Source organism: Faecalibacterium hattorii, assembly GCF_003287455.1.
Taxonomy (GTDB): Bacteria; Bacillota; Clostridia; order Oscillospirales; family Ruminococcaceae; genus Faecalibacterium; species Faecalibacterium hattorii.
Genome location: NZ_PRLC01000011.1, coordinates 84,598 through 110,314, shown reverse-complemented (window position 1 = coordinate 110,314; position 25,717 = coordinate 84,598). Strand labels below are relative to the sequence as shown.

Genomic DNA, 25,717 nt, shown 5'->3' with positions numbered 1-25,717 from the left:
ACCACGAAAGACTTCAAGGTGATCCGCCTCGGTACCAGCATCCGGGTAAGCAAGCAGAGCTTTGACGATTGGTTTGCAGCGGTCTGAGGGAGGGAACATCTATGGCATCTATTATGAAACGTGGCAACACGTATTCCGTCCGATACAACTACAAAGATCATGCTGGCAAGCCCTGCAAGGGCTGGGAAACCTTCAAGACCAAGACCGAAGCGCAGGAGCGCAAGATCACGGTGGAGAAGGAACTGCTGGATGGCACCTTCCTCGTGCCCGACACCATGACGGTCGAGGAGATGCTGTACAAGTGGATCCCCATTCAGTCCAGCAAACACAAGTGGTCTCCCAAGACCTACACCCAATCTGTGGCGATGGTGCAGAACCTCATCGTGCCGTATATCGGAAAGCGGAAGGTGCAAGACCTCCGCACCTACGACATTGAGCAGTTCTACGCCACCCTGAGCCAGACCCCTTGCGGCCAGTACGTTCACGGCGAAAAGCAGGAGCTGACGGAAAATCAGAAGAAACGGCTGTTATCCAGCACGTCCATTCACGAAGTCCACACGCTCCTGAAGACCGCCTTTTCGTATGCCGTTGACTGGGATCTGATCCACAAATCGCCTACTCCCCGTGAAGCCCCCAAGATCAATACCGAAGAACGCACCATCTGGGATGAGCGCACCATGTTGGCAGCGCTGCAGACCATCGAGAACCCTGCCCTGCATCTGGCTGTGCACATGAGCATGATCCTTTCCTTGCGAGAGGGTGAGATCCTCGGCTTACAGCCGAGTGATCTGGACTTTGACGCAGCAGACGGACGGGGAACCATCTCGGTGAACAAAGCCCTGCAGCGTGCCGACAAGGTCGCCTTGTCCAAGATCGACCCCACCCAGATCTACCACACCTTCCCGGACAGACGGGAGGGAAGCAAGTCCTCGCTGATCCTCAAGCGGACTAAGACCAAAAAGTCCAACCGCATCCTGTACATGACCAAACCCTTGAAAGAGGAGCTTCTGGCATGGCTAGAAAAGATGAAGCAGGACGAGCAGAGCGCCCCGGAAAAGTACAGCAACTGCGGTCAGCTGTTCCGCTTACCAGACGGCCTACCCATTGCCCCGGACGTTCTGACCAAGTGGTATCGTATGTGGCGGGCAGAGCACCCGGAGTTTGAGAAGATCGTGTTCCACGGTCTGCGCCACTCCAGTGCCACCTACCAGCTGCTACAATCTGGCGGTGACTTCAAGTCGGTGCAGGGCAACACCGGCCATGCAACCGCCACCGTCCTGATGGACACCTACGCCCACACGCAGGACAAACCCCGGTTGGAGTTGACCGAGAAGATCGAAGCCGACTTCTACACGCAGGATGTGGCCGGTGCAAAGCAGCAGGAACCCCCGGAAAACAAAACGCCGGTGGCAACAAAAATCACGGGTAAAATGATCCTTGAAGCCATCCGGCAGATGGACGCAGAGGAGCGCCGCGAGCTGACGCGGGTACTCTTCGCGTAAAAGATTCTTTTTTGTGCAGCGAAATACACGCTGTGCAAGCGATGCAAAGAGTTCATGGCTTTTTTGTAAAGTGTGCAGGAGATGTGCAAAAGTGTGCAGACTCTGCCAGAAAAACAAAAAAGCCATGAAATCTTTCGATTTCACGGCATTTTCTGGTGCGATGGAAGGGACTCGAACCCCCGGCCTACTGATTCGTAGCGCAAGTCAGGGGTAATTCCTCCATTATGCCGCCTGCCGTAAAACATAAAATTTTATCGATAATAAGTAATTTATCCGAATTCATGTTTCACGTCCACTGGTAAATTTTGCACCTGTTGTCAACCATTGTACAGGGTGAAACCGTGCAGATTCCGTGCAGAAACCGTGCAGGACAATTTTAGAAACTCGGAAGCAATTCACACACAAATGACTTGACGGCATTGTTTTGGGTGGCCATCCTCTTATTTTAGTACTTGCTGCATCACAAGCCGATTGGAAAGCATCTGATCTTATTCTCAGGAAAACCCATCGTTTTATGTTAGAAAAAAGCAACACGACACGATATGGTCTGTACTGCCTTGTAGTGGTATCCTTTTGCCAACACCAAAACAACATAAAACGAAAGGAAAATAAATTATGAAACGTCTTTTTACTCTGATTACTTCTATTGTTCTGGCCACCAGTCTGCTGGCTGTCCCCTGCTTTGCCGCTGAACCTGAAGACTTGCCCACGCCTCAGACTGGCGTGACCGAAACAGAACAGCCCGAAGACCCGGACGAATCGGGTATGCAGTTATATGACGCGTTTCCGGGGGGCGGTGAAGCTCTTTAAGTTTCAAATTCCATGCCCAGATATTCTTTTGCTTCCTTTTTGGTAATTTCCAATCCTTCCTGGTATTCGATGACCTGGCACAGATAATAGCATTTACGATAGAGATCCGCGCTTTTTTTGTCATCTCCCATGAAATGAGCGCATTCAGCTTGGATTTCAAGACAATGTGGTAAATATTGATAGTGCCCATATTTGAGGCAAGCCTTCCTGCCTTCTTCTGCACATTCTGCGCTATCCTCGTAGCGACCGCACAAATCCAGAACACGGGCATAATTAAAATAAACCATCGGTAAGATACCAACCGAAGTGATTGTTTCTTCAAAATGCTTTCGGACATATTTCAGCAGCTGGTAATAGATATCAGCTGCTTTTTTATTTTGTCCATCATCGGAGTATGCAATTCCAATTTGATTGATGATCTTGATTTCGTCTGTCGAATAAAAAAACCTCTCAATCTCATCCAAATTAAAGCGGGGAACCGTCAGCCGAATTGCTTGCATCAACAGGTCAATCTGTTCTTGTGGTGTATATCGTTGATCCAAACGCCCCAACAACACCTTAGAGCGTAAGATAAACTGCTGCGCGATTTGATCGTCATGGTCTGCAATCTGCTCAAATTTTTTTAAGGTTTCAAAGCCTTCCTCCACGCGATGATTAGCATTGCATGCAACAATCTCCTTTTGAAGGGCTTCCATTTCCAGCTCATTTTTACTCAACAGTGCAAAATAGCGGTCATCCGGCAGGCCCAGCCGCTGCAAAAGGGCATTGATCCGATTGCGGCTGGGAGTCTGTTTGCCATTTTCCAGTCGGGAAAGGGTCATCGGTTCACAGATTCCATCGCAAAGCTGCTCCTGGGTCAGGCCCAGATCCAGCCGCCGCTGTTTGATATATTCTCCAAGAAAAACATTTTTCATTGAAACCACCCCAGATTGAATAAAGAGTTCTTATAATTATAAAGGATATCAAGCTAATTTTCCAGTCGTTGATAGCTGGAAATCAAAAAGGAATAAGTTCATTGGAATCCAACTTATCGTTTTGTGTTATTTGAAAGTAACTTGGTACGATATGTTCAGAAGTGCGTCGTGCTGCTACAATATAGTCACAGCGATGAACCAAACATCCAGAGCTGAAAAAAGAAAGGAGAAACAGAAAATGTATACCGTAACTTTTTCCAATGAAGAGCTGGAAGAGATGAAGGCAAACGACGCGGTTGTTATCGTTAGCTGCGATGATGACAACGGGCACCGCCTCTACTGATCAGTGACGGTTTCCCAAGGAGCAAATGTTTGCTTCTTGGGATTTTTCTGTATAATGGAACCATGTTTTATGAATTGAAAAACGGAACGCTTGTGGAAACCAAAGACGCACAGGGGAATTTTGATCTGACACAGGTCCTTGGAAATAAATATTTAGAAGATGTTGATTCCGAAAAATGTGTTATTGTTGATACGTACAGCAATAGATGTTTCCTCATCTCAAAAGATCTCCTCCACCATGGTGTGAGCGAAGAAGTATACCACAAAATGCTGGATAGCGATGAAACCGACTCAAACAAGTCAAGCGAAGAAGTCACTTTCATCTTAACAATTACGTATAAATGCAACATGCACTGTACTTACTGCTATCAGCAAAACGATAAAACCTTGGAAAAGAAACTTATCAGTGATGAAACTCTGGATAAAATTTTAAGTATCATTGCACAGTATATGGAAGCAAATCCGAACAAGACCGTTCGACTGGGTTTATTTGGTGGCGAACCCTTGCTGATCGAGAATGAGAAAGTAATTGATAAAATTCTCCAATTTTGCAAAGAGCACAAAACCACTGTTCATATCACCACAAACGGAAGTTTCCTTTCGTATTATTTGAAGAAATTTATCATCAATCGTCGCTTCATCAGCGGTATTTATCCCACAATCGACAGTATGGCGTTAAATTATATGACGCGATACGATCTTGATCCGAGCCGGAACAATACAAATGAAACTTTCAAACTCCTGTGCTGTATTAAGACACTTCTGCATTACGGCATCCATGTGGACTTAGGAACCAATATCGATAGGCACAATCATAAAGAAATCTGGAATACACTGGATGACTTGAAGAAGTTACAGCTTTTGCAGGATAAAAACTTTGCGTGGACTATTGGTCGAGTAGATGATCGTTTGTATGAAACAAATTTCCCTGACATCATGATGGAAAGTGAGATTCTCGCTGAGCTTCAAAGCAAGCCTCTCCCGGACAATGTTCACGCGGCATTTTTAAAGACCTGCTATAACTTTGCCGACAAAATGGGCCTAAAGTTGAATTTGCGGGAGCATAAACAAACACATAGTTATTGTTGGAGCACTTCGTCATCCAGTAATGTTTTTTATGTTGATATGAATCTGAAAACATATCGTTGTACTTGCACAGTTGGTAGATCTAGGTACAGCCTTTTTGATTTTTCCTATGAAAATTTAACAAATTATCGGCCCGTCGCTGTAACCTGCAATTCTTATGCGGAGTGTAAGGATTGTAAAATCGGTGGCTTCTGCGGTGGCGGATGTCAGCTGTCCCACCAAATCGATTTCAAAAAGTGCTGTACATATGAAGAAGAAGTTTTTTCTCACTTCATGAAAACACTGTTTATTCCTTATATTAAATCCAAATATAACGAGGTGAATCAAAATGAACGCAAAGCTGAAAACAGATGCACTTGACCTTACCTCTCTGCTCAATGGGCTGGTGTTTTTCTCCCCAGTCTCTCTACTGGTACGAACCACTGCAGGAATCTCTCTCAGCCAATTCTTCATTTTGCAAGCAATTATGGCTACTATGGTCCTCCTCACAGAGATTCCTCTCGGAAAGCTGACCGATCGCATTGGCTATAAATCCACGTTGGTACTATACCAGATCGCGCTGCTCATTTCGAGAACCTGCCTCTTGCTGGCTCATGTAAGCTGCAATTATAGTCTGTTTATTTTACAGGCTATCCTCGAAGGCACAGCGGCTTCCTTTTCTTCTGGGACGCAGAGCGGCTATATTTATATTATGTTTTCAAAGGAACATTACGCTGAAAAATCTGCACATGTCGCCAATTATGGAACTGTCGGATTTTTTGCCAGTACCCTAGCTTATGCGGTCCTGTACACGCTGATTGGCATCAAGGGTCTGCTTCTGGCAACGATTGCCGCAAACCTTGTTGCTGTCTTTACCTCTTTAAAAATCCCCAAGGAAACAGTGCAGCCCAGAAGTGAAACGCGCCAAAAGAAAAACATTCCCTATCCGCAGTTGTTTCAGCAGAAAAAGATATGGATGCTTCTAATGATTTTGGCAGCTTTGAACATTGGCCGCATTCTGATCAATTTCTTCTATGCGGAGAAGCTGCAGTTGTGCGGGATCAATGAAACCTGGCTCGCCGCAATTATTATGGGTTATTCTGCAATTCAGTTGCTGTCCGAACGGATTCTCGCCCGTACCAAGCCTGAACACTATAATCAAATGATGGCACTGTTTTTCATTCTGAGTGGAATAGCCCTTGGTGTGTTGGGCTTGGTCAATGTGCCGGTTTGGACTATCCTATTTATGCTGATCCTTCCGCTTTTTTTGGATATTCCATCCTATCTGCTGGGAGAAGTCCAAAACAGCATTGTAGATGCTGCCGGCAGGGAAGACAATCGCGCCGAGCTGCTTTCCGTCTTCAACATGGGCGTCAATGTTACTGAAATTTTTTATCTGTTTGGCTCATCACTACTGGTGAGCGCCGGGTCAACGGCTTGTTTTGTCATCCTCGGTGCTTTTATGACCGTAGTTGGAATTGGCATCTGTCTTTCTGTGAAGAGCGCATGGTTGCTTTCACTTCAAGAAAAAAAGAACGGCAACTAATTTTAGTCTACAATATCAAGAGGGCTTATATATGATGTCTGGATACATCTCCGATTGCCTAGGAGAAAATTTCAGTTGTATTCAACCCAAGCCAATATTACCTCAAAAATTCAATTGGGATGTCTTCATGGCCACACTGATTCCTACTGAAGGGTGTAATTTTCAGTGTTCATACTGCCACAAAAACCACCCGGCAGCCAGTATGACCCGTGACACACTGGATCAGATCGAAGAGTATATCACTGCGCAGGCCCCACGGCATAAGCAGGTTGTGCTTGCATGGCTTGGAGGCGAACCGATCCTTTGCAAAGACACTGTATTGGAAGTCTCTGAAATGATTCAGAACTTGCAGAAACAGCATGGCTTTCAGTATACTGCCAAGATGACCACCAATGGTTATCTGCTGGACGAAAAGCTGTTCCGTCAGTTTTGTCAGGCAGGAATTACCAGCTACCAAATTACACTTGATGGTTGGAACCATGACAAGACTCGGCCCCATGTATCTGGCAAAGGAACCCTGCGGACCATCATTGACAATCTGGTCGCTCTTTCCAAGTTGCCCCCGGAAGAGTACTCCTTCCATATCACGCTACGCCGTAATCTTCTGGCCGGCGATGAGGACTACAGTTGGTACGATTACCTTTACCGTTTGTTTGGACAGGATAAACGCTTCGATGTACTTGTTTGTGCAGTTGGTGACTGGGGCGGCAAAGGCTCCCACGATCTGTCACCCCTTCACCAGGATACTCAAGAGGTGTTGGTTGCGAAGCATATTGCATATCTGGATAAAATCGGGATGCTGCGTTATAATCAAATGTACTGTGTCTCCCGTCCAAATCGTCTTGTATTCTGGCCCGACGGGAAAATTGGAAAATGTACTGCGGCTCTTAACCGTCCTCAACCCCAGTTAGAATGAAGCCGTTCAAAAAAGACGGTATGATCGATCCAGAAGTTCAGCATCTTTAGATGTCTTCTGCCCTGAAACCTGATTGCTGTGGCAACCAGAATGTTTTGGTGATAAGCGCAAAGCTCAGTTCGATCATGTGTACGAGTTGACGCCCGCATCTGCTATTGCCTGAAGCCGGGAGGCAACGCGATAGCCGGAAGAATCCAAAGAAACCGCGCCGGGGTTTCGTGGCACACGACTTTGGTTACAAAGTCTAGTGTGTTATACCTTTGTGCAGCAGACGGCAGCTGGGGGGAGCTATCCCGCCTCGCTCCTCTGTACGAAAGGTGCCCCTGCGGGGCAGCAACAGCGACAAAGAAAGGCTGGCAGTTTGTGCCCAAAAGCATAGGCTGCCAGCCTTTTGCTGTCTGCGGAACAAAGGTATATAAAGCCCCGCCGCAGCGGATTCATTCGTTTTCTGCCCGGTCACCTTTGGCTTTTTCCCGGCTCTTGTGGACGTTGTACTGGTTCTTGCACTGGGGACTGCAAAAGGTGGTGTTGACATGACTGCCCAGAAATGCTTTCTGGCAGTTCTTACACAGTCGCAGTGGATGTTCCTCGTCCACCAGCATGAAGCTGAACATCATCTGGATACCCAGCAGCAGGGAGTGAAAATCCCAGTAAATGGTGGGCTTGTCCAGCAGCTCGATATGGTAGCTGGGGGCAATCCCACCGAACGCAGCCATGGCTTTTTGGTACAATTCCCGGGTGTCTTGATCTATTAGACGGTAGTCCTGGTAGTACAAGATAGAGGTGGTCAGCGTGAAAGCCCAGTCCTTGAACTGCTGGGCGACCCAGTCATAAGGCTCCGCATACTGCCGCTGGAAGCTCATAGTTTTTGCCATGGGTTCATCCATAAAGGTCATGGTCAGGGCAACCATCGTCCGGTCCCCGGAAACCTTCCATGCGGATTCAATTCCCCGTTTCACCAAGTCCAGCTGGTCAAAGGGATAAAACAGAGCCAGATACCGGTCGGTGTCCATGGATTCCTCTTTCAGGAAATGATTCTTCGGCAGGTAAACCGCCTCATAGTCCATAAAGGCCGGCGTGGTGGGCAGAGCGGTCATCAGACCCAATAAACCATACCGGGTGACAAACTTCAACACTGCCCGCTCCACTTCCACCGCCGGGCTGCGGCTCATCATCAACATTCCAACATTCAGGGCGTCCAGCACGATGCCTGGAACCTCTTTAAGCGGGTTGTAAACCTCCGGCTTTGTGTCTTTGCCGGGGGTGATGTACCGTTTGCCGTCTTTTGCCGTTTTCAGCTCGTAGTGATCGTACCGCACCCAATGAGAACGGGATTGCTCAAACAAGTTCTTCATTCTGCATTTATTCCCCCTCAGCCGTCCCTGTCGCCAGGGGCGGTTTTCCTTTTCTGCGGTTCGTCTTATTTTCCCGCCGAATCACAACATCTTTGCCTTGTTCCTCTGCGAGGGCTGAATATTCCTCTATAAATTGGCGTTCCCGCAGGGTCAGACTTCTACCTCGCTCCCGTTTACTATGCAGGTAGTCAAACATCTGTCGCTGTAAATTTCTATGAATGGTTTTCCTTAGTTTTCGGATATTGCGGTCGGACTGCTCACGAGCTAAGGCAAGCTGGGTAGCACTCCATAGCCGCAGGGAGAGAAAGTACAGAACTTCCTTGTGATCCTCGCTCAGCTCCTCAATCATACGCGAGATAAATGGATCAGCGGTCAGCTGGTGCATCTGATAAGGGCAGTTAAATAGGATATCCAGAAAGTTTCCGGCCATCATCTGCCGGTACGCCGTGTCATTCATCCACCTGGGAATCAGTTTGGGTTCTGAAACAGCCTGATAATCCAGTGGCAAGTCTCCCCGAAGGTGTTCGTAATTCCGTTCCCGGCGCTCCCGGTTCTGGTCCAGCTTGTCCCACTCCTTTATCACCACAGAAAAGTCCGCCTCAGTCCGGGCGGCTTCCTCCAGACGCCGAACGGCTTCCGCCCGGATTTCCCGTTTCAGCCGCTTTTCACTGGTTAGCGAGGCTTCTTCCTCCTCGGTTTCTAGCTCTTCTTCGTCATGGAGGGGGTGCTCGTCATGCTCCAGGGCGATTTCCAACTCAATCTTACGTTCTGCCGCAGCGGCTCGTTCCAGCGCCTCATTCGTCAAACTGATGCTGGATTCATCATCCCATCTGTCATCCTGAAATCCTCTCGCATACCGATTTACCACGCCTCCACCTCACTCCAAAAAATTTTTTGAAAATTTTAAAAAATGGTTCCGTTTTGCACCCCGGATTTCTCCTATTAGTGAAAGGGTAGTTCCGAATCCGGTTACAACCCATAACCGGGTTACAGTTTATGGAACTTTTTTGATTATACATTGAAGGCCCTCTCAGGCTCAAGAAGAAAAAAGTCGAAAGGAGAAGTCAGGCTTTATTTTTTCGCGGAAGGAGGTATGGAACGAAACGTTACGCACCCAATTCACTCGTCATGGACTCAGATGTACCCCGAAACGAGGTACACCTCTATCCACGGCAAAGTACTGTATCCCTGCCCATAAGATGCCAGATTAGCGAGGTATAAATGAATCTTTTTAAAATCGTAAAGGAATCCGTCACTGTCAAGCAGACCGCAGCCTTGTACGGCCTGCCTGTCACTACTACTTGGATGACTCGCTGCCCTTTCCACGAGGATCATACCCCCAGCATGAAGCTGAATGACACCTATTATTACTGCTTCGGCTGCGGTGCCACCGGCGATGTCATTGACCTTACCGCCCAGTTGTTTGGTCTCAGCAGCTTCCAGGCAGCCCGGAAGCTGACCCAGGACTTCGGACTCAGCCCGGACAAGCCTCCATCGGGTGCAGTCGCTCTGCCCAAGCCAGCCGCTGCCTCTTCAGACACCCAGCAAGAGGAAATCTTCTACTGTCTCCGGGTCCTCCACGACTACCGCGACCTGCTGACCCGGTGGCAAACAGAGTTTGCTCCCCTCTCCCCGGAGGAACCGCTGGACGAGCATTTTGTAGAGGCTCTGCACATGATGGCCGTTGTGGACGACCTTATTGATTGCCTGGCCTTCGGGCCCACCTCCAAGAAGGCAGCCGCTGCCAAGCGCCTGCTGGACGGTCAGCTTCTGCCGATGGTCGAATCCCGCCTCAATACCCTGGACAGAGAGGAGGCTGCATGAAAAACAAGAAATATTGGCCCAGCTCCAATGACCCGGTCTGGCTGGAAGAAGGCTACCGGATCAACGAATCTGTTTTCTGTGAGACCTTCATTTCGACCCACAAAATTGTTTTCTGCAATGGTTTCTTTTTCACCGAAGATGGCCGGGTAACAGATGAGATGCCTCTGCGGAGTACCATCTATGCGGAACTGAAGGACTACGCCAGCAACAACGTGGCCCGCAAGGTAGGCAGCATTCTGGACCTGCTGAAACTCTCCGCCCAGGTGGATGATTTCCCGCCAGTCACCAACTGTATCCACCTGGCCAATGGTACCTTGAACTTGAACGGCAGCTTTCGGGAAGGCAAGCCGGAAGTGATCCGCAACCGGCTGCCGGTCCGATACAACCCCAAAGCGGCCCAGCCTACCCACTGGCTGCGGTTCCTGTTTGATCTGCTCCACCCGGAAGATATTCCGACTGTCCAGGAGTTTATAGGTTACTGCCTCATTCCCAGCAACAAGGGCCAGCGGATGATGGTTATCAAGGGCCGGGGCGGCGAGGGCAAAAGTCAGATCGGCGTGGTGTTGTCCAAGCTGTTCGGCACTAATATGAAGGACGGCAGCATCGGCAAAATCTCTGAGAACCGTTTTGCCCGGGCCGACCTGGAACACATCCTGCTCTGCGTGGACGACGATATGCGGATGGAAGCCCTGCGGCAGACCAACTACGTCAAATCCATTGTCACGGCCCAGGGGCAGATGGACCTGGAGCGTAAAGGCAAGCAGAGCTACCAGGGCTGGATGTATGCCCGGCTGCTGGCTTTCAGCAATGGAGACTTACAAGCCCTGTACGACCGAAGCGACGGCTTCTATCGGCGGCAACTGGTCCTGACCACCAGGGACAAGCCCGCCGACCGGGTAGATGACCCTGACATCGCCGAGAAGATGGCCGCCGAGGCCGAGGGAATTTTCCTGTGGGCTTTCGAGGGGTTGCAGCGTCTGGTCAGGAACGGCTTCAAGTTTACTGAGAGTGACCGCGCCCGGCAGAACCGGGAGCTGGTCAAGCGGGACAACAACAACTTCTTCGATTTCATGGAGGCCGAGGACTATATTCGGCTCAAGGCGGATGCCTGCATTAGCTCCAAAGACCTCTATACCATTTATAAGATGTGGTGTGAGGAGAACAACCTGGTAGCTCTGAAAGCCCGGAGCTTCAGCGATGCCGTGATTGCCAACCTGAAAAAGTACAACCTGGAGCACACCAACAACATCGCCAACTCAGCAGGCCGCCGCGTATGGGGCTATCTGGGAATTGAGGCACTTGTACGGCCTGAGATGCCCACTTCCCTCTGGGGATAAAACTGTATATGGGAGAACTTGGCCTTTTCGCTATGTACGTATGTACGAGGCCCGTACAGACGCATCCGGCGAAAGGCTTCAGAGGGCGTAACCGTTTGTTACTCCCTTGAAGTGGCTGTGACCAAATTGGTCACAACCAAGTTAAAACGCTCCAAGTCAGATGGATGTCGTGCTTCACAACGCCCTTACCCTGCCAGCAAGGGGTCGGCGAGTCACCGACCCATATTTTTATGATTGAAGTGGCTGTTCCCATTTTGGGAACGGCCAAAAACCTGTATAAGAGGAAACTTGGCCTTTTTACTATGTACGTATGTACAAGTTCTGTACGCACGTACATAGCGAAAACCCTAAAACGCACCATATACACGAATCCTTTACGACACTAAAGTGGTTGTGGACATTTTGTCCACAACCACACAGGTTTGTCCGAGTTGTCACGGCGACAACTCGGTTTTGATGGCACTGGACAAAATGTCCAGTGCCACCGCTTCTCGCAAGGAATCTTTAACGGTCTGAAGTAGGTGTGGACAAAATGTCCACATTCTTTTTATTGTATAACCTTTTTGGAAGTGCATCTGCTTTGGTCCAATCCCTGTAATCAAGTGGTCATTTTGACCACTTGATCTTGCACAACAGAACTTCGCGGTAGATGTGAGAAAATCAACGGACAGATTTTGTCCGTTGATTTTCTGGAATACCGAGGTGTTCACCTTCCACTGCTATGTACGCATCACCCCCGTACGCACGTACATAGCGAAAAGCCCAAAACGCGCTATATACGCAATCCTTTATGGCGCTGAAGTGGTCTGGGTCATTTTGACCCAGACCAACCGGTTCCGATCAAGTTCCCATTTTGAGAACTTGATTTCAGTTATCTCCTTTTTCCTCTATAAAAAGGTCAGTATCTTGTAACCAATAAATATCAGTTGGTCATTTTGACCAACTGAAAAGCAGATCGTTTTATCTCAAAAGCAAAATCAGTAAGTTAAAGTTTGGACGTTAAATCTACCATGCTGTGCCCGTTGGATCAAGTTATCATTTTGATAACTTAATTTGGGGAGCACAGTTGTCTCGGTTATTAGACTTATAATCAAGTGTTCAAAATGAACACTTGATTTTTTGGCGGTGTTCAAATGGAACACCACCACCTCGATCATCAAAGCCTATCCATCCACATGAATGAAAGGAGCTTTACAATGTCCGTCATCAATACGATTGAATTGCCAAAAAGGAGGGCCGCCATTGAGCCAACCACAATACGCCATCATGCGCTTTGCCAAGTACAAGGGGCCAGAGATCACCAACATCGAAGCCCATAACGAACGCAGAAAAGAAAGATACGCCAGTAATCCCGATATTGACCTCTCCCGCAGCAAGCATAACTTCCACCTGATCGAACCACCCCAACGTTACCGGGCTGAGGCTGAGCGCCAGATCAGCGCCGCTGGATGCCGCACCCGAAAGGACAGTGTCCGGGTGGTAGAGGTGCTGTTCACCGCTACACCGGAGTTCTTCAAGGGCAAGAAGCTGCCCGAAATCCGGCAGTATTTTGAGGAAACACTCCGCTTCTTTGTGCAATACCAATCCAGAGAAACTATCATCTCCGCCGTGGTGCATATGGATGAGAAAACAGCCCATATGCACCTTTCTTTTGTCCCCTTGACGCCAGATGGCAGACTCAGCGCCAAAGAGATCGTTGGTAACAAAAAGAAGTTGACCTGGTGGCAGGACAAGTTCTGGGAGCACATGGTTGCTAAATACCCCGACCTGGAGCGCGGCGAGAGTGCAAGCCAGACGGGCCGCGACCATATCCCGCCTCGTATCTTCAAGGAGATGACCCATCTCACCCAGCAGCGCCAAAAGCTGGACCAACTGCTCACCGGCATCGGCCCCTTGAACGGCAAGAAGCGGGCCGCTGAGATTTCCGAACTGCTGGACGGTTATATCCCAGCCGTGGAGAAAATGCGGACCCAGCTGAAAAAGTACAGTACAGCCTTCAGCAGTACCAAGGCTGAGAATGAGAAACTCAAGCGGAAAAACAAAAAGCTCTCGGAGTCCCTGGAGGAGGCGACCCACGAGAGCGTTCTGAAAAAGTTGGAGGATGCCAAGCTCCAGCGGGAGTATGAGGAGGCCCTCGCCGTATTGGAGCGAATTCCGCCGGAAGTTTTAGAAGAATACGCGAAGCCCAAAGCCTCCCACCGCACCGCAGAACTTTGAATCAAAAAGGAGAAATGCCATGAAGAATGTTTGTAAGAACGATCATTTTAACACTGAAACCTTGCAAAGCGCCGCAAATCCCGGTACAATGGAATTGGTCACCCAAAACAATGCCGTCAAGTCTCCAATCTCTGACCTGAAACAGCCCGAGTCGAAAGCTTGCGTGTACACGGTGGAGGAAGTGGCGCAGATGCTGGCCATCAGCCTGCGCTCCGCTTATAACTTCTGCAACACCACCGGTGAGTTTCGTGTCCTCCGGGTAGGCGGAAGCATCCGCATTCCCAAGGACAGTTTCGACGCTTGGCTGTTCCGGGCCGCTTGATCAAGGAGGCACAGCATGGCATATATCACCAAACGCGGCAGCTCCTACAGCGTCCGCTACACCTATTTCGATGAGCACGGCAAAAGCTGCGACAAATGGGAGAGCTTTCCCACCAAAGAGGAGGCGATGAACCGCAAAAAGCAGGTGGAACACGAGCTTGCAAGCGGAACTTTCCTGATTCCGTCCACTATAACGGTCGGTGAATTCCTGATGAACTGGCTGCCCAAACAATGCACCAAGCATAAGTGGGCTCCCAAAACCTACCAGTCCAACCTGTCCACCATCCAGAATCTCATCCTCCCCTATATCGGCAACTTTGAGATGCAGAAGCTGAAGCCCTATCACCTGGAGAACCTGTACAGTACCCTGAGCAAAACGCCCTGTGGGCAGTATGTTGAGGGCAAAAAGCAGAAGCTCACCCCCAAGCAGAAACAGCGTCTGCTGTCCGGCACCACCATCCATGAGGTTCATCGTCTGCTTCACACCGCGTTCCTCTATGCGGTGGAATGGGGAATCCTTCTGAAAAGCCCCGTCCCTCTGGAAGGCCCCAAAAAGACCACCCAGGAACGAAGCATCTGGACAGTGGAAGAAATGCGGGCGGCCCTGGCCAGCATGGAGGACCCCATCCTCCACCTAGCTGTCCACCTGACCTTGGTGGGCGCGCTGCGAGAAGGGGAGGTTGCTGGACTGACCCCGGAGGACATCGATTTTGACGCCGCCGGTGGGGTCGGCACTTTCTCGGTCAACAAGTCCATGCAGCGCATTCAGAAAAACGCCCTGCTTCAGGTGGATGGCAACTGTATCATCAAGGAGTTTCCCGATAAACTGGAAGGCAGCAAAACTTCTCTCATACTGAAAAGCACCAAAACCGAGTCCTCCTGCCGGAATATCTTTCTGACCGCCGCTCTCCGGGAGGAACTGAAACACTGGCTGGAACGGCTGAAAGAAGACGAGGCCCGCTCCCCAGACCGCTACCACGACAGCGGAATGCTTCTCCGCCTGCCCAATGGTCAGGCCGTGGAGCCCGTTCTGATCCGCAAAAAGTTCCTCAAATGGCAGGACGCTCACCCGGAGTTCCCCCGCATCGTCTTCCACGGGCTGCGACATTCCAGCGCCACCTACCAGCTGATGATCTCGGGCGGCGATATCAAATCTGTGCAGGGAACAACCGGCCACGCCAGTGCGGATCTTCTGGTTAACACTTACGCCCATATCCAGCAGTCTTCCCGCATGGAGCTGGGCAAAAAGTTTGAAAATTCTTTCTACGCCAAACCAGAAGCCAGCGCCCAAACTCCGCCTGTCCAGGGGAACACAGCGCTCTCCATGGCCGCGCTTTTGGAGCTCCTGAAAGATGCAGACCCTGAAACGAAGGCACAGCTTCGCCTTGCACTGTTGACCTGAATGCAAAAAAGGGCACGGATTGCAATGCAATCCCGCGCCCTACATAATTCAACACAGAAAACACGAACCGTGCACCGACCGTGCAAAAACCGTGCAGCTGTGTTGCAAAAAACAAAAAAGCCATGAAATCTTTCGATCTCACGGCATTTTTTGGTGCGATGGAAGGGACTCGAACCCCCGGCCTACTGATTCGTAGTCAGTCACTCTATCCAGCTGAGCTACCAACGCATACGTTCCGGTCGGAACATGATGTATTTTATCACTCAGGCGGGGTTTTGTCAACTGTTTTTTGAAAAAATCTTCTGTGATTTCTCGTTTTTCTTCGAGCGCTTCAAAAAAGTACGTCTTTTCGTTTATCCGGTCATCAGCCGTCGTTCTCAGCCAGACGCTCCGCAATGCGGACGCCGGTGGGGGTGGCGGCAAGGCCGCCTTGGCCGGTCTCGCGGAGGTCGGGGGAGAGCAGACTGCCCACGCGGCCCATGGCGTCGATGACCTCATCGCAGGGGATGGCGTAGTCCACACCCGCCAGCGCCATATTGGCGCAGGCGACGGCGTTCACCGCGCCGACAACATTCCGCTTGACGCAGGGGACTTCCACCAGACCAGCCACGGGGTCGCAGACGAGGCCCAGCAGGTTGCCCAGCGCCATAGCGGCAGCCGCGGCACACTGCTCCGGCGTGCCGCCCTTCAGGTGGCAGAGGGCCGCAGCGGCCATGGCGCTGGCGGCACCCACCTCGGCCTGACAGCCGCCCTCCGCGCCCGCAAGGGTGGCGCGGGCTGCAATGACCTGACCAAACCCAGCGGCCACGTAGAGGGCCTCGCAGATGGCATCCTCATCCGCCTCGCCCACGCGGGCGAGGGGGAGCAGCACCGCCGGGAGGACGCCGCAGCTGCCCGCCGTGGGGGCGGCGACGATCCGCTTCATACAGGCATTGCACTCGGCGGTCTTCAGGGCCTCCGCCGTCACCTCGGCAAGGTAATCGCCGCCGTAGCTCCTGCCCGCTTTGTGGGCCTGTTCCACCTTGGCGGCGTCGCCGCCGGACAGGCCGCTCCGGCTGCGCTGAGCGGGGTCATACTCGCGGCTGGTGGCTTCCATGACGTGCCACAGATGCCGCATCGTGTGGCGGCTCTGCTCCTCGGTCAGGCGGCTCTCGGCTAAGTCGCTGCGCAGCACTGCTTCGGCCAGCGAGATCTTTTGGGTGCGGGCTGCCGCCAGCATTTCTTCACAAGATAAAAAGGACATGGCTCATTCCTCCGCACTTTCTTCGGGTTCGTCAACGTTCAGGCAGGTCACCTTCAGGATGCCGGGCATCACAGCCAGCTGCTGCACCAGCGGGTGCGGGATGTGGGAATCGCATTCCAGCACCATGACGGCATAGCTTCCGGTGCCCGCGCGGAACACCTGCATGGAGGCGATGTTGATCCGCCGCATCGCCAGCGAAGCGGTCACCTCGGCGATGCAGCCGGGGGTGTCCTCATTGTGAATGATCAGGGTGTTGCTGTCGCCGCCAAAGTCAGCGGGCACGCCGTCGATCTCGGTGACGCGGATACGTCCGCCGCCCACCGACGCCGCCTTCATGGAAAGGACCCGGCCTGTCCGGCTTTTTAGGGTCAGGACGGCGGTATTCGGGTGGCCTGAGCGGAGCTCGACCGGATGGATACGGAACTTCATGCCCTGCTGTTGGGCCAGCGCAAAGCTATCCGGCAGACGGGGGTCGTCCGGGCGGAGGCCCAGCAGACCGGCCACCAAGGCACGGTCGGTGCCGTGGCCTTTGCCGGTGGTGGCAAAGCTGCCGTACAAGCCGATGTCGGCCTCCACCGGGAGGTCACCCAGAAGCTTCTGGGCCGTATATCCGATCTTGGCTGCACCCGCCGTGTGGCTGGAGGAGGGACCGATCATCACCGGTCCCAGAACGTCAAACAAGCGCATACGATGCACATCCTTTCGTATTTCCCGCAAAAATCCTGCATTCCGGCCCGCCCGGACCGGCAAAATCCATCCTCTTCGCACTTTTTCTGCATTTTTATTATACCGCTTTTGCCCCACTTGTGCTATAATAACTTTACTAATGTTTGAATTCGCTCCTTTTGGGGCAACACGGAGGTTCGATTTCTATGAAACTGGTAAGCGTGGAAACTCCCGAAAAGAGTGTCTGCAAAATGACCTTCAGCGCAACGGCTGAAGAGTTGGAGACCGCATCCAACGCGGTGTACGAGCGCACCCGCGCTTCCTACACCATCAAAGGCTTTGCCAAGGGCGAGGCTGACCGCGCTCAGATCGAAGCCGACCGCGGCGAGCACACCTTCTGGTATGACGCCATCAACGACCTGATGGACAAGGACGTGCCCGCTCTGTACGACGCCGCCATGAAAGAACACGGCTTCAAGCCTGTGGACGAGCCCAGCTATGATCTGGTCAGCGTGAAGAAGGACGAGGGCTTTGTGGCCACTGCCACCACTGCCCTGCAGCCGGAGCTGACCTTGACCCAGACTACCGGCTTCAAGGTCGAGTGCGTCACCCCGGCCGTCACCGACAAGGAGATCGACGCCGTGCTGGAGCGCCGCCGCGCCGCTGCAGCCGAGCTGGTACCCCACAAGGGTCCCGCCGTCAAAGGCAACATCGTCCACATGGACTACGAAGGTCTGCTGGACGGCAAAGCCTTCGCGGGCGGCTCCGCCAAGAACCAGACCCTGCAGCTGGGCAGCGGCCGGATGATCCCCGGTTTCGAGGACGGCATCCTCGGCCACAAGGGCGGCGAAGAGTTCGAGATCACGGTCAACTTCCCGGTGCGTTATCACGTGAAGGATCTGGCCGGCAAGCCCGCGGTCTTCAAGATCAAGCTGCTGGACGTCTGCGTCCGCCAGCTGCCCGCCCTGAACAGCGACTTCGCCAAGAAGGTCGGCAAGGTGGACACCATGGAGGAGTTCCGGGAGCAGGTCCGCAAGCAGCTGTATGACGGCAAGCACTCCAGCGCCCTGAACCGCGCCAAGGATCAGATCCTGACCCAGCTGGCGGCCGCCGCCGAGGGCGAGCTGCCCAGCGTTCTGGTGGAGAGCACCTACCAGCATGAGATGGAGAACATCCAGCAGCAGCTTCAGATGCAGCGGCTGAGCCTCGACCGCTACCTGAGCCAGATTCACCAGACCCGCGAGAACTTCACGGCCAACGTCCACACCGCCGCCGAGAAGAACACCCGCGCCCGGATGGCTCTGCTGCAGATCGCGCAGAACGAAAACCTCGTTCCCACCGAAGAGGAGATCGACAAGAACCTGCAGGAGCGCGCTGACCGCACCAAGAAGACCCTCGAAGAGGTCAAGGCCAATGTGAACGTCCCCCTGATGCAGCGCAACGAAGCCATCCGCCGCGCCGCCGATTGGGTCATCGAGCATTCGACCATCGAGGAAAAGTAACTCATTTTTGAATTTTTTGCGAACCTCTTGACTTTTTTCAGAATTGCATATGCTAAAGGTGCAATAAGTTTGCAAAATTGCATACGACACACGCAAAACGACCCCCGGAGAGGTGCTAGGTCTCCGGGGGTCTTGTTGTGCAAAAAAGACGACGCTTCCGAAGAGGCGTCGTCTTTTTCCGTTTCGGGTTATTTTGTCAGGAAGTTGAAGCCCATGACCACGATGCCGAGCACAACGAGGACGATGCCGGTAGCACGGTTCAGGGTCTTGGGGTCGGCCTTATTGGCGAACACCGCTGCGATACGGGCCCAGAGAAGGGTGAACAGCACACAGAGGGCCAGCACGAACAGGTCCGGCATCCCGCCGATGGCGAAGTGAGAGACTGCGCCGGTCAGGGCCGTGAAGGCCATGATGAAAACGCTGGTGCCGACGGCGGTCTTCAGCTCGTAGCCCAGCACGCTGGTCAGGATGAGGAGCATCATCATGCCGCCGCCCGCGCCGACAAAGCCGCAGATCAGGCCGATGATCACGCCGCAGACAATGGACTGGACGGCACGCTTTTTCGCGGAGACGCCCTGCATGGTCTCCTTGGTGGTCATGACCGGGCGGACGATGAACTTGATGCCCAGCAGGAAGGTCATGAAGACCGAGAAGCTGCCCATGGTGGCCGAGGGGAGCAGACTGGCGATGTAGCTGCCCACCACCGTGAACAGCAGCACGCTTGCCATCATGATGAGGCCGTTCTTGACGTCCAAATTCTTGTTTTTATGGTAGGTGTAGGCAGATACTGCGCTGGCCAGCACGTCCGACGAAAGGGCGATGCCGACAGCCATATACGGGTCCATACCGAGGAAGGTGATGAGCATCGGGCTGATGACGGCGGCGGCGCTCATCCCCGCAAAGCCGGTGCCAAGGCCCGCGCCCATCCCGGCAAAAAAGGTCACAACGATCGTAAACAACACATTCATTTTATAGATCTCCTTCCAGAATCGCATCCAGATTTTCACCCATCCGCGCGATGGTATCGTAGAATGCCCGAAGCTGGGCCGGGTCGATGCCCTGCATCAGCCGTGCAAAAAACGCTTCCTGCAGCGCTTGGCCGCGCTGGATGATGGGCTGCGCCATTTCGGTGCAGTGCAGCTCGGTCTTGCGGCGGTCGCCGGGGACCGGGCGGCGCTCCAGCAGCCCCTCCTGCACCAGCTTGTCCACGTTCACCGAGACAAGGTTCGCCTTGATGCGGCGGACGTCCACGATGTCGCTGGCCGTTTTGTAGGCCGGGTTGTTGGCCAGAAACAGCAGGATGTCGAAGGCAGTCTGAGGCAGCCCCAGTTCCTGACACAGCGGCTTGCAGACGGCGCTGTAGGCGAGGGCGGTCTTATTCGCAAACTCCATGCTGGGGTTCATCTCTCGCATCTTTATCACTCCATCTTTGAATTGTTCATTTTTGAAGTATTTTAGCACGGACCGCTCCGTTTGTCAAGCGTTCACACGCAAAAAACGCTCCTCTCCGCGCCGATTTCTGCGCAGAGAGGAGCGTTTGCTTTTCAAATCAGAGCTTCGTTCAGAAGACCGCCAGTGCGATGAGCCGCACGATCAGGGCCGCAACCCACGCCACAGCACACTGATTCAGCACCATGACGGCCGCCCAGCGTCTGCCCAGTTCCCGTTTGACGGAAGCCACCGCCGCAATGCAGGGGGTGTACAGCAAGCAGAACACCAGCAGGGGAGCCGCTGCCGCCGGGGAAAGCGCTGCCCCCAGCGCAGCCGAGGAACCATACAGAATGGTCAGGGTCGAAACCACACTCTCCTTGGCCATGAAGCCGGTGATCAGCGCCGTGGATACCCGCCAGTCCGCGAAGCCCAGCGGCGCGAAGAGGGGCGCGATGCAGCTTGCCACCAGCGCCAAAATGCTCTCCTGCGGGTCCGCCGTCAAGCTGAGCTGCGGATCGAAGTTCTGCAAGAACCAGATGACGATGGTCGCGATAAAGATCACCGTGAAGGCACGCTCCAAGAAATCCCGCGCCTTTTCCCAGAGCAGCTGGCAGACATTCTTCAAGCCGGGGAGGCGGTAGTTGGGCAGCTCCATCACAAAGGGCACAGCCTCGCCCCGGAAGAGGGTCCCCTTGAGCGCAAACGCCGCGAGGATGCCTACGATGATGCCGAGGAAGTACAGCCCCACCATGACCAGCGCCGCGTGGTCCGGGAAGAAGGTAACGGCAAACAAGCTATAGATGGGGAGCTTGGCCGAGCAGCTCATGAACGGGGTGAGCAGGATGGTCATCTTGCGATCGCGCTCCGAGGGCAGGGTACGGCTGGCCATGACGCCCGGAACCGTGCAGCCAAAGCCAATGAGCATCGGCACGATGCTGCGGCCCGAAAGGCCGATGCGCCGGAGCAGTTTGTCCATTACGAAGGCCACGCGGGCCATGTAGCCGGTATCTTCCAGCAGAGAAAGGAAGAAGAAGAGGGTCACGATGATGGGTAAAAAGCTCAGCACGCTGCCCACACCGGTGAAGATGCCGTCGATGACCAAGGAGTGCACGACCTCGTTGACGTTCCAATACGTCAGGGCGTCGTCCACAAGGACGGTCAGTCGATCGATGCCGACCTCCAGCAAGCCCTGCAGCCCCGCGCCGATGACCCCGAAGGTAAGGTAAAACACCAGCGCCATGATCCCCACGAATGCCGGGATGGCCGTATATTTTCCGGTCAGGAACTGGTCGATCCTGCTGCTGCGGAGCTGCTCCTTGCTCTGGTGAGGCTTCACGACGGTCTGATCGACCAACTGGTGAATGAAGTGGAACCGCATATCCGCGATGGCGGCGGCACGATCCAGCCCGCGCTCCTGCTCCATCTGCACGATGATGTGTTCGATCATTTCTTTTTCGTTCTGGTCGAGCTTCAGCGCCTGCTCAATGCGGGCATCGCCCTCCACCAGCTTGGTGGCTGCGAACCGCACCGGGATCCCCGCCGCTTTGGCATGATCCTCGATCAGGTGGATGATGCCATGGATGCAGCGATGCACCGCGCCGCCGTGATCTTCTTCGCCGCAGAAATCCATCCGGCCCGGCCGCTCCTGATATTTTGCTACATGGATGGCATGATCCACCAGCTCATCGACACCCTCATTTTTGGCGGCGGAAATGGGAACCACCGGGATGCCCAGCATGGCTTCCATCTGGTTGATGCGGATGGTGCCGCCATTGCCGCGCACCTCATCCATCATGTTCAGAGCCAGCACCATGGGGGTCTCCAGTTCCATCAGCTGCATGGTCAGGTACAGGTTGCGCTCGATGTTCGTGGCGTCCACGATATTGATGATGCCAGTCGGCTTTTCCCCGATGATGAACTGGCGGGTCACGATCTCCTCATTGGAGTAAGGGGACATGGAGTAAATGCCGGGCAGATCGGTGACTTCGGTCTCCGGGTGCTCCTTGATGGCGCCGCTCTTCCGGTCCACCGTCACGCCGGGGAAATTGCCCACATGCTGATTGGAGCCGGTGAGCTGGTTGAACAGGGTGGTCTTGCCGCAGTTCTGGTTGCCCGCCAGTGCAAAGGTCAGGGTCGTGCCCTCCGGCACCGGGTGTTCCCCTTTCTTGGTGTGGTAGCGCCCGCCCTCGCCGAGACCCGGATGCTCCACCATTTTGCTTTCCCGCCGGGCATGGGCGGCGGCCGGGGCACTCGCCGCCGGGGTGACTGCGATCCGGGCCGCATCGTCCAGACGCAGCGTCAGCTCGTACCCATGGATCTGCAATTCCATCGGGTCGCCCATGGGCGCAAATTTCACCAGCGTGACCCGCTCGCCGGGGATCAGCCCCATATCCAAAAAATGCTGCCGCAGGGCACCCTCCCCGCCAACAGTATCGATCACGGCACTTTCGCCGATCTTCAGTTCTTTTAATGTCATGGCAGTCTGCCTTTCCATTTCGACAAATTGTTAGCCTATAGAAACAGTTTTAATATATGCTAACTGCCCGGCGTTGTCAAGGCAGGAAACGAAAAAAGCCCGCCTCATCCGGCGCGGAGCGGACGAAGCGAGCCTTGCGTTTTGTTTGGTTTTTTACTTCACGGTGTGGTAGCCGTCGGGGTTTTTCTGCTGCCAATTCCAGCTATCGGCGCACATCTCCTCGATGCCGTACTCAGCCACCCAGCCCAGCTCCTTCTTGGCCTTGGTGGGGTCGGCGTAGCACTCGGCGATATCGCCGGGGCGGCGCGGGTCGATGACATAGGGGAGCTTCTTGCCGCAGGCCTTTTCGAAGGCGTGGATGACATCCAGCACGCTGTAGCCGTGGCCGGTGCCGAGGTTGCAGATGAAGAGGCCGCACTTGGTCTCCAGCTTCTTGATGGCGCAGACATGGCCGCGGGCCAGATCGACGACGTGGATATAGTCACGCACGCCGGTGCCGTCCGGGGTGGGGTAGTCGTTGCCGAAGACATGGACCTTTTCCAGCTTGCCGATGGCGACCTTGGCGATGTAGGGCATCAGGTTGTTGGGGATGCCGTTGGGGTCCTCGCCGATGAGGCCGGACTTGTGGGCACCGATGGGGTTAAAGTAGCGCAGCAGGGCGACGTTCAGCTCCGGGTCTGCCTTGCAGACATCCTCCAGAATGCGCTCGGTGAAGGCCTTGGTGGTGCCGTAGGGGTTGGTGGTCTTGCCCACGGGGAAGTCCTCGGTGATGGGCACGGAGGCCGGGTCGCCGTAGACGGTGGCCGAGGAGCTGAACACGAAGTTGTGGCAGTTGTGGCGGCGCATCACATCCAGAATGACGAGGGTGCAGTTCAGGTTATTGTAATAGTACTCGATGGGCTTGGAGACGCTCTCGCCCACAGCCTTATAGGCAGCGAACTGGATGACGGCGTCGATGTCCGGGCACTCGGTGAAGATCTTCTCCACGTCCTCATGCTTGGTCATGTCCGCGTTGTAGAAGCGGAAGTCCTTGCCGGTGATCTGCTTGACACGGTCAAGCACCACCGGAGAAGCATTGTAATAGTTATCTGCCACCACGACATCGTAGCCCGCATTCAGCAGCTCGATGCAGGTGTGGCTGCCAATATAACCGGCACCGCCGGAAACCAGAATTGCCATAGCAAAGTACCTCGCTTATCACCAAAATACCGATGCGGGCTTGTCCCGCGCTCTGCCTAAAGAATACCGCGTTTTGGATGCAGAATCAAGTATCTGGAATTTTATTAAGATGGATTTTTGTTGCTTTTTCGAAATTCAACTTTTTGATTTAAGAAGATTTTTCTCCGATTTTACATGGAGAGAAGCGGCCCTTTGTGCAAATGGGAGAAAAGGGAAAGGGAGCCGCAGCGGCAGCTCCCTCAAAGCTCATAATTTCCCGCACTGCTTGCCCGTGAAGAAGCGCAGGGTGGTGTTGGCGCGGAAGACCTTGCCGGCCCGCAGCACCGTGGAGGGGAACTCCGGGTGGGAAGGGCTGCAGGGGAAGTGCTGGGTCTCCAACGCAAAGCCGCCATATTTCTGCATCGGGACGCCGCCCTTGCCGGGAGAGGGGCAGTCCTGCAAAAAGTTGGCGGTGTAGAGCTGGACGCCGGGCTGGGTGGTGTAGACCTTCATGCTGATGCCGGTCTTATCGCTGGACGCCCACGCGCAGAGGCTCTGGCTGGCACCGCGGCCCCGGTCGATGACGAAGCAGTGGTCATAGCCGCCGCCCACCATGGTGGTCTGGGCAAAGCCGGTATCGATGTCCCGCCCGATGACCTTGCCCGCCCGGAAATCCATCGGCGTGTTGTCCACGGGCAGGATGCTGCCGGTGGGGCAGGTCTCATTGTTGCCCTCCAGATAGCGGGAAGCGTAGATGCGCAGCTTCTGGTTCAGCACATCGCCGCCGCCGTCGAGGTTGAAGTAGGTGTGATTCGTCAGGTTCAGGATGGTGTCGGCGTCGGAGGAGACGCGGTAATCCATCCGCAGGGCGTTGTCCTCGGTGAGGATGTAGCGCACCGAGATCTTCAGATTTCCGGGGAAACCATCCTCGCCCGCCGGGCTCTCGGTCTCCAGCAGCAGGGTATCGCCGAAGGCCTTGACGTCGTAAATTTTGCGGGGGAAGGTGCCGTGCAAGTGGTTTTTGCCGTTGTTCGGTTCCAGCTGGTACTTTCTGCCGCCCACGCTGAACTCGGCGTTCTCGATGCGGTTGGCGTACCGCCCCACAAATGCGCCGCAGCAGGTACTGCTGGAGGAATTGAAGTCATTTTCATAGTCGGCAAAGGTGTCGTGGCCCACCACGACATCCACCGGCCCATGTTTTGTGGGAACAAAGATGTTTTTGATCACGCAGCCGTAATTCAGCACACTGACCGCCAGCCCGCCGGGGTTCGACATGATGTACTCGTTGACCTTTTCGCCATTCTTGGTCACGCCAAAGGGCTTGGAGCGAAACTGTGCCATAGGGCTTCGCCTCCTTTTTCGAAATGATTGGATACCACACTCTCGGTTATATCCTTTATAATTATGATTATATCACAGTTTACGTCTCCTGTGTGGACATCTTTTTAGATTTATCAGCCAATATTTCGAGATATTTTTTGGGCATTTTGCAACGTAAAAACACGCCTTGCTTGCGCAGGGCAGTTTTTTCTCTGTACAACCTCTCCGTCATTGCTCCGCAATGCCACCTCCCCTAGTAGGGGAGGCTCTGGCGTATAGGTAGAGTTTCCGGTTTTGCCAAGGGCTCCCCTTATTAGGGGAGCTGGCGAGCGTCAGCGAGACTGAGAGGTTGAAACAAAAAACCGCCCAC

Annotated in this window: 21 protein-coding genes and 1 tRNA gene; 11 read left to right on the top strand and 11 right to left on the bottom strand. The window is 53.6% G+C overall.

The features are described from left to right. The first annotated feature begins 101 nt into the window (after positions 1 to 101). Together C4N23_RS08985 and C4N23_RS08980 are read left to right on the top strand one after the other, a co-directional pair. On the top strand, positions 102 to 1,502 hold the full coding sequence (locus C4N23_RS08985; RefSeq protein WP_112145523.1) for a site-specific integrase: 1,401 nt from the start codon (positions 102 to 104) through the stop codon (positions 1,500 to 1,502). Positions 1,503 to 2,117: 615 nt separating this feature from the next. Beyond that, the gene (locus C4N23_RS08980; RefSeq protein WP_097793638.1) at positions 2,118 to 2,312 is read left to right on the top strand and encodes a hypothetical protein; all 195 of its coding nucleotides are present in this window, start codon (positions 2,118 to 2,120) and stop codon (positions 2,310 to 2,312) included. Here the strand turns inward: C4N23_RS08980 and C4N23_RS08975 are convergent. Further along, on the bottom strand, positions 2,309 to 3,226 hold the full coding sequence (locus C4N23_RS08975; protein ID WP_097793639.1) for a helix-turn-helix domain-containing protein: 918 nt from the start codon (positions 3,224 to 3,226) through the stop codon (positions 2,309 to 2,311). The two genes, C4N23_RS08980 and C4N23_RS08975, sit on opposite strands and share 4 nt — an antisense overlap. A gap of 435 nt (positions 3,227 to 3,661) precedes the next feature. On the opposite strand from C4N23_RS08975, the gene C4N23_RS08970 reads away from it, so the two are divergent. Genes C4N23_RS08970 through C4N23_RS08960 form a run of 3 tightly spaced genes read left to right on the top strand, consistent with a single transcriptional unit; the run spans position 3,662 to position 7,095 of the window. Continuing rightward, positions 3,662 to 5,014 (top strand): radical SAM protein, encoded by a 1,353-nt coding sequence (locus tag C4N23_RS08970; protein WP_181567104.1) that lies wholly within the window; start codon positions 3,662 to 3,664, stop codon positions 5,012 to 5,014. Then, complete coding sequence (locus tag C4N23_RS08965) at positions 4,983 to 6,179, top strand: MFS transporter (RefSeq protein WP_097778984.1); 1,197 nt, start codon at positions 4,983 to 4,985, stop codon at positions 6,177 to 6,179. Before C4N23_RS08970 ends, C4N23_RS08965 begins: the two co-directional genes overlap by 32 nt. Before the next feature lie 31 nt (positions 6,180 to 6,210). Next, positions 6,211 to 7,095 (top strand): radical SAM protein, encoded by an 885-nt coding sequence (locus tag C4N23_RS08960; RefSeq protein WP_097778983.1) that lies wholly within the window; start codon positions 6,211 to 6,213, stop codon positions 7,093 to 7,095. Positions 7,096 to 7,532: 437 nt separating this feature from the next. Here the strand turns inward: C4N23_RS08960 and C4N23_RS08955 are convergent, their stop codons facing one another. Then, complete coding sequence (locus tag C4N23_RS08955; RefSeq protein ID WP_097839531.1) at positions 7,533 to 8,450, bottom strand: recombination protein NinG; 918 nt, start codon at positions 8,448 to 8,450, stop codon at positions 7,533 to 7,535. Positions 8,451 to 8,457: 7 nt separating this feature from the next. After that, positions 8,458 to 9,318 carry a sigma-70 family RNA polymerase sigma factor gene (locus C4N23_RS08950; RefSeq protein ID WP_342587753.1) on the bottom strand — a complete coding sequence of 287 codons (861 nt, stop codon included), beginning with the start codon at positions 9,316 to 9,318 and terminating at the stop codon, positions 8,458 to 8,460. Between the two features lie 353 nt (positions 9,319 to 9,671). On the opposite strand from C4N23_RS08950, the gene C4N23_RS08945 reads away from it, so the two are divergent. The 5 genes from C4N23_RS08945 to C4N23_RS08925 all read left to right on the top strand — a co-directional run bounded on the left by C4N23_RS08945 (position 9,672) and on the right by C4N23_RS08925 (position 15,551). Next, a complete protein-coding gene (locus tag C4N23_RS08945; RefSeq protein WP_097839532.1) occupies positions 9,672 to 10,274 on the top strand; it encodes a CHC2 zinc finger domain-containing protein in 603 nt (200 codons plus the stop codon). Further along, on the top strand, positions 10,271 to 11,611 hold the full coding sequence (locus C4N23_RS08940; protein ID WP_097839533.1) for a DNA primase family protein: 1,341 nt from the start codon (positions 10,271 to 10,273) through the stop codon (positions 11,609 to 11,611). The genes C4N23_RS08945 and C4N23_RS08940 overlap by 4 nt, the downstream gene beginning before the upstream one ends. A 1,266-nt stretch (positions 11,612 to 12,877) precedes the next feature. Then, positions 12,878 to 13,828 (top strand): MobV family relaxase, encoded by a 951-nt coding sequence (gene mobV, locus C4N23_RS08935; protein ID WP_342587754.1) that lies wholly within the window; start codon positions 12,878 to 12,880, stop codon positions 13,826 to 13,828. A 19-nt stretch (positions 13,829 to 13,847) separates the two neighbouring features. Further along, a complete protein-coding gene (locus C4N23_RS08930; RefSeq protein WP_097839535.1) occupies positions 13,848 to 14,150 on the top strand; it encodes a helix-turn-helix domain-containing protein in 303 nt (100 codons plus the stop codon). Between the two features lie 15 nt (positions 14,151 to 14,165). Beyond that, the gene (locus C4N23_RS08925) at positions 14,166 to 15,551 is read left to right on the top strand and encodes a site-specific integrase (RefSeq protein WP_097839536.1); all 1,386 of its coding nucleotides are present in this window, start codon (positions 14,166 to 14,168) and stop codon (positions 15,549 to 15,551) included. A 151-nt stretch (positions 15,552 to 15,702) separates the two neighbouring features. Here C4N23_RS08925 and C4N23_RS08920 read toward each other — a convergent pair. The 3 genes from C4N23_RS08920 to sdaAB form a co-directional block, all read right to left on the bottom strand. Further along, positions 15,703 to 15,779, bottom strand: a tRNA-Arg gene (locus tag C4N23_RS08920). A gap of 136 nt (positions 15,780 to 15,915) precedes the next feature. After that, the gene (gene sdaAA, locus C4N23_RS08915; RefSeq protein ID WP_055189014.1) at positions 15,916 to 16,794 is read right to left on the bottom strand and encodes an L-serine ammonia-lyase, iron-sulfur-dependent, subunit alpha; all 879 of its coding nucleotides are present in this window, start codon (positions 16,792 to 16,794) and stop codon (positions 15,916 to 15,918) included. 3 nt (positions 16,795 to 16,797) lie between these two features. Beyond that, positions 16,798 to 17,481, bottom strand: a complete 684-nt coding sequence (gene sdaAB / locus C4N23_RS08910; RefSeq protein ID WP_055189016.1) for an L-serine ammonia-lyase, iron-sulfur-dependent subunit beta — start codon at positions 17,479 to 17,481, stop codon at positions 16,798 to 16,800. 185 nt (positions 17,482 to 17,666) lie between these two features. Here sdaAB and tig point away from each other — a divergent pair, with 185 nt between their 5' ends. After that, on the top strand, positions 17,667 to 18,962 hold the full coding sequence (tig, locus tag C4N23_RS08905) for a trigger factor (protein ID WP_112145521.1): 1,296 nt from the start codon (positions 17,667 to 17,669) through the stop codon (positions 18,960 to 18,962). A 188-nt stretch (positions 18,963 to 19,150) separates the two neighbouring features. On the opposite strand, the gene C4N23_RS08900 is transcribed toward tig, so the two are convergent. From C4N23_RS08900 to C4N23_RS08880, 5 genes are all read right to left on the bottom strand, one after another. After that, the gene (locus tag C4N23_RS08900) at positions 19,151 to 19,930 is read right to left on the bottom strand and encodes a sulfite exporter TauE/SafE family protein (RefSeq protein WP_055189020.1); all 780 of its coding nucleotides are present in this window, start codon (positions 19,928 to 19,930) and stop codon (positions 19,151 to 19,153) included. Between the two features lies 1 nt (position 19,931). Continuing rightward, positions 19,932 to 20,375 (bottom strand): MarR family winged helix-turn-helix transcriptional regulator, encoded by a 444-nt coding sequence (locus C4N23_RS08895; protein ID WP_342587752.1) that lies wholly within the window; start codon positions 20,373 to 20,375, stop codon positions 19,932 to 19,934. A 148-nt stretch (positions 20,376 to 20,523) separates the two neighbouring features. Then, positions 20,524 to 22,869, bottom strand: a complete 2,346-nt coding sequence (feoB, locus tag C4N23_RS08890; RefSeq protein ID WP_112145519.1) for a ferrous iron transport protein B — start codon at positions 22,867 to 22,869, stop codon at positions 20,524 to 20,526. A gap of 153 nt (positions 22,870 to 23,022) precedes the next feature. Further along, positions 23,023 to 24,048 carry a UDP-glucose 4-epimerase GalE gene (gene galE, locus C4N23_RS08885; protein ID WP_055189026.1) on the bottom strand — a complete coding sequence of 342 codons (1,026 nt, stop codon included), beginning with the start codon at positions 24,046 to 24,048 and terminating at the stop codon, positions 23,023 to 23,025. A 246-nt stretch (positions 24,049 to 24,294) separates the two neighbouring features. Next, positions 24,295 to 25,368 carry an aldose epimerase family protein gene (locus C4N23_RS08880; RefSeq protein ID WP_097839550.1) on the bottom strand — a complete coding sequence of 358 codons (1,074 nt, stop codon included), beginning with the start codon at positions 25,366 to 25,368 and terminating at the stop codon, positions 24,295 to 24,297. Positions 25,369 to 25,717 lie beyond the last annotated feature (349 nt).

Coding starts and splice junctions, on each gene's coding strand:
- C4N23_RS08985 (WP_112145523.1), top strand. CDS start 102: ATGGCATCTATTATGAAACGTGGCAACACGTATTCCGTCCGATACAAC.
- C4N23_RS08980 (WP_097793638.1), top strand. CDS start 2,118: ATGAAACGTCTTTTTACTCTGATTACTTCTATTGTTCTGGCCACCAGT.
- C4N23_RS08975 (WP_097793639.1), bottom strand. CDS start 3,226: ATGAAAAATGTTTTTCTTGGAGAATATATCAAACAGCGGCGGCTGGAT.
- C4N23_RS08965 (WP_097778984.1), top strand. CDS start 4,983: ATGAACGCAAAGCTGAAAACAGATGCACTTGACCTTACCTCTCTGCTC.
- C4N23_RS08960 (WP_097778983.1), top strand. CDS start 6,211: ATGATGTCTGGATACATCTCCGATTGCCTAGGAGAAAATTTCAGTTGT.
- C4N23_RS08955 (WP_097839531.1), bottom strand. CDS start 8,450: ATGAAGAACTTGTTTGAGCAATCCCGTTCTCATTGGGTGCGGTACGAT.
- C4N23_RS08945 (WP_097839532.1), top strand. CDS start 9,672: ATGAATCTTTTTAAAATCGTAAAGGAATCCGTCACTGTCAAGCAGACC.
- C4N23_RS08940 (WP_097839533.1), top strand. CDS start 10,271: ATGAAAAACAAGAAATATTGGCCCAGCTCCAATGACCCGGTCTGGCTG.
- mobV (WP_342587754.1), top strand. CDS start 12,878: ATGCGCTTTGCCAAGTACAAGGGGCCAGAGATCACCAACATCGAAGCC.
- C4N23_RS08930 (WP_097839535.1), top strand. CDS start 13,848: ATGAAGAATGTTTGTAAGAACGATCATTTTAACACTGAAACCTTGCAA.
- C4N23_RS08925 (WP_097839536.1), top strand. CDS start 14,166: ATGGCATATATCACCAAACGCGGCAGCTCCTACAGCGTCCGCTACACC.
- sdaAA (WP_055189014.1), bottom strand. CDS start 16,794: ATGTCCTTTTTATCTTGTGAAGAAATGCTGGCGGCAGCCCGCACCCAA.
- sdaAB (WP_055189016.1), bottom strand. CDS start 17,481: ATGCGCTTGTTTGACGTTCTGGGACCGGTGATGATCGGTCCCTCCTCC.
- tig (WP_112145521.1), top strand. CDS start 17,667: ATGAAACTGGTAAGCGTGGAAACTCCCGAAAAGAGTGTCTGCAAAATG.
- C4N23_RS08900 (WP_055189020.1), bottom strand. CDS start 19,930: ATGAATGTGTTGTTTACGATCGTTGTGACCTTTTTTGCCGGGATGGGC.
- C4N23_RS08895 (WP_342587752.1), bottom strand. CDS start 20,375: ATGCGAGAGATGAACCCCAGCATGGAGTTTGCGAATAAGACCGCCCTC.
- feoB (WP_112145519.1), bottom strand. CDS start 22,869: ATGACATTAAAAGAACTGAAGATCGGCGAAAGTGCCGTGATCGATACT.
- galE (WP_055189026.1), bottom strand. CDS start 24,048: ATGGCAATTCTGGTTTCCGGCGGTGCCGGTTATATTGGCAGCCACACC.
- C4N23_RS08880 (WP_097839550.1), bottom strand. CDS start 25,368: ATGGCACAGTTTCGCTCCAAGCCCTTTGGCGTGACCAAGAATGGCGAA.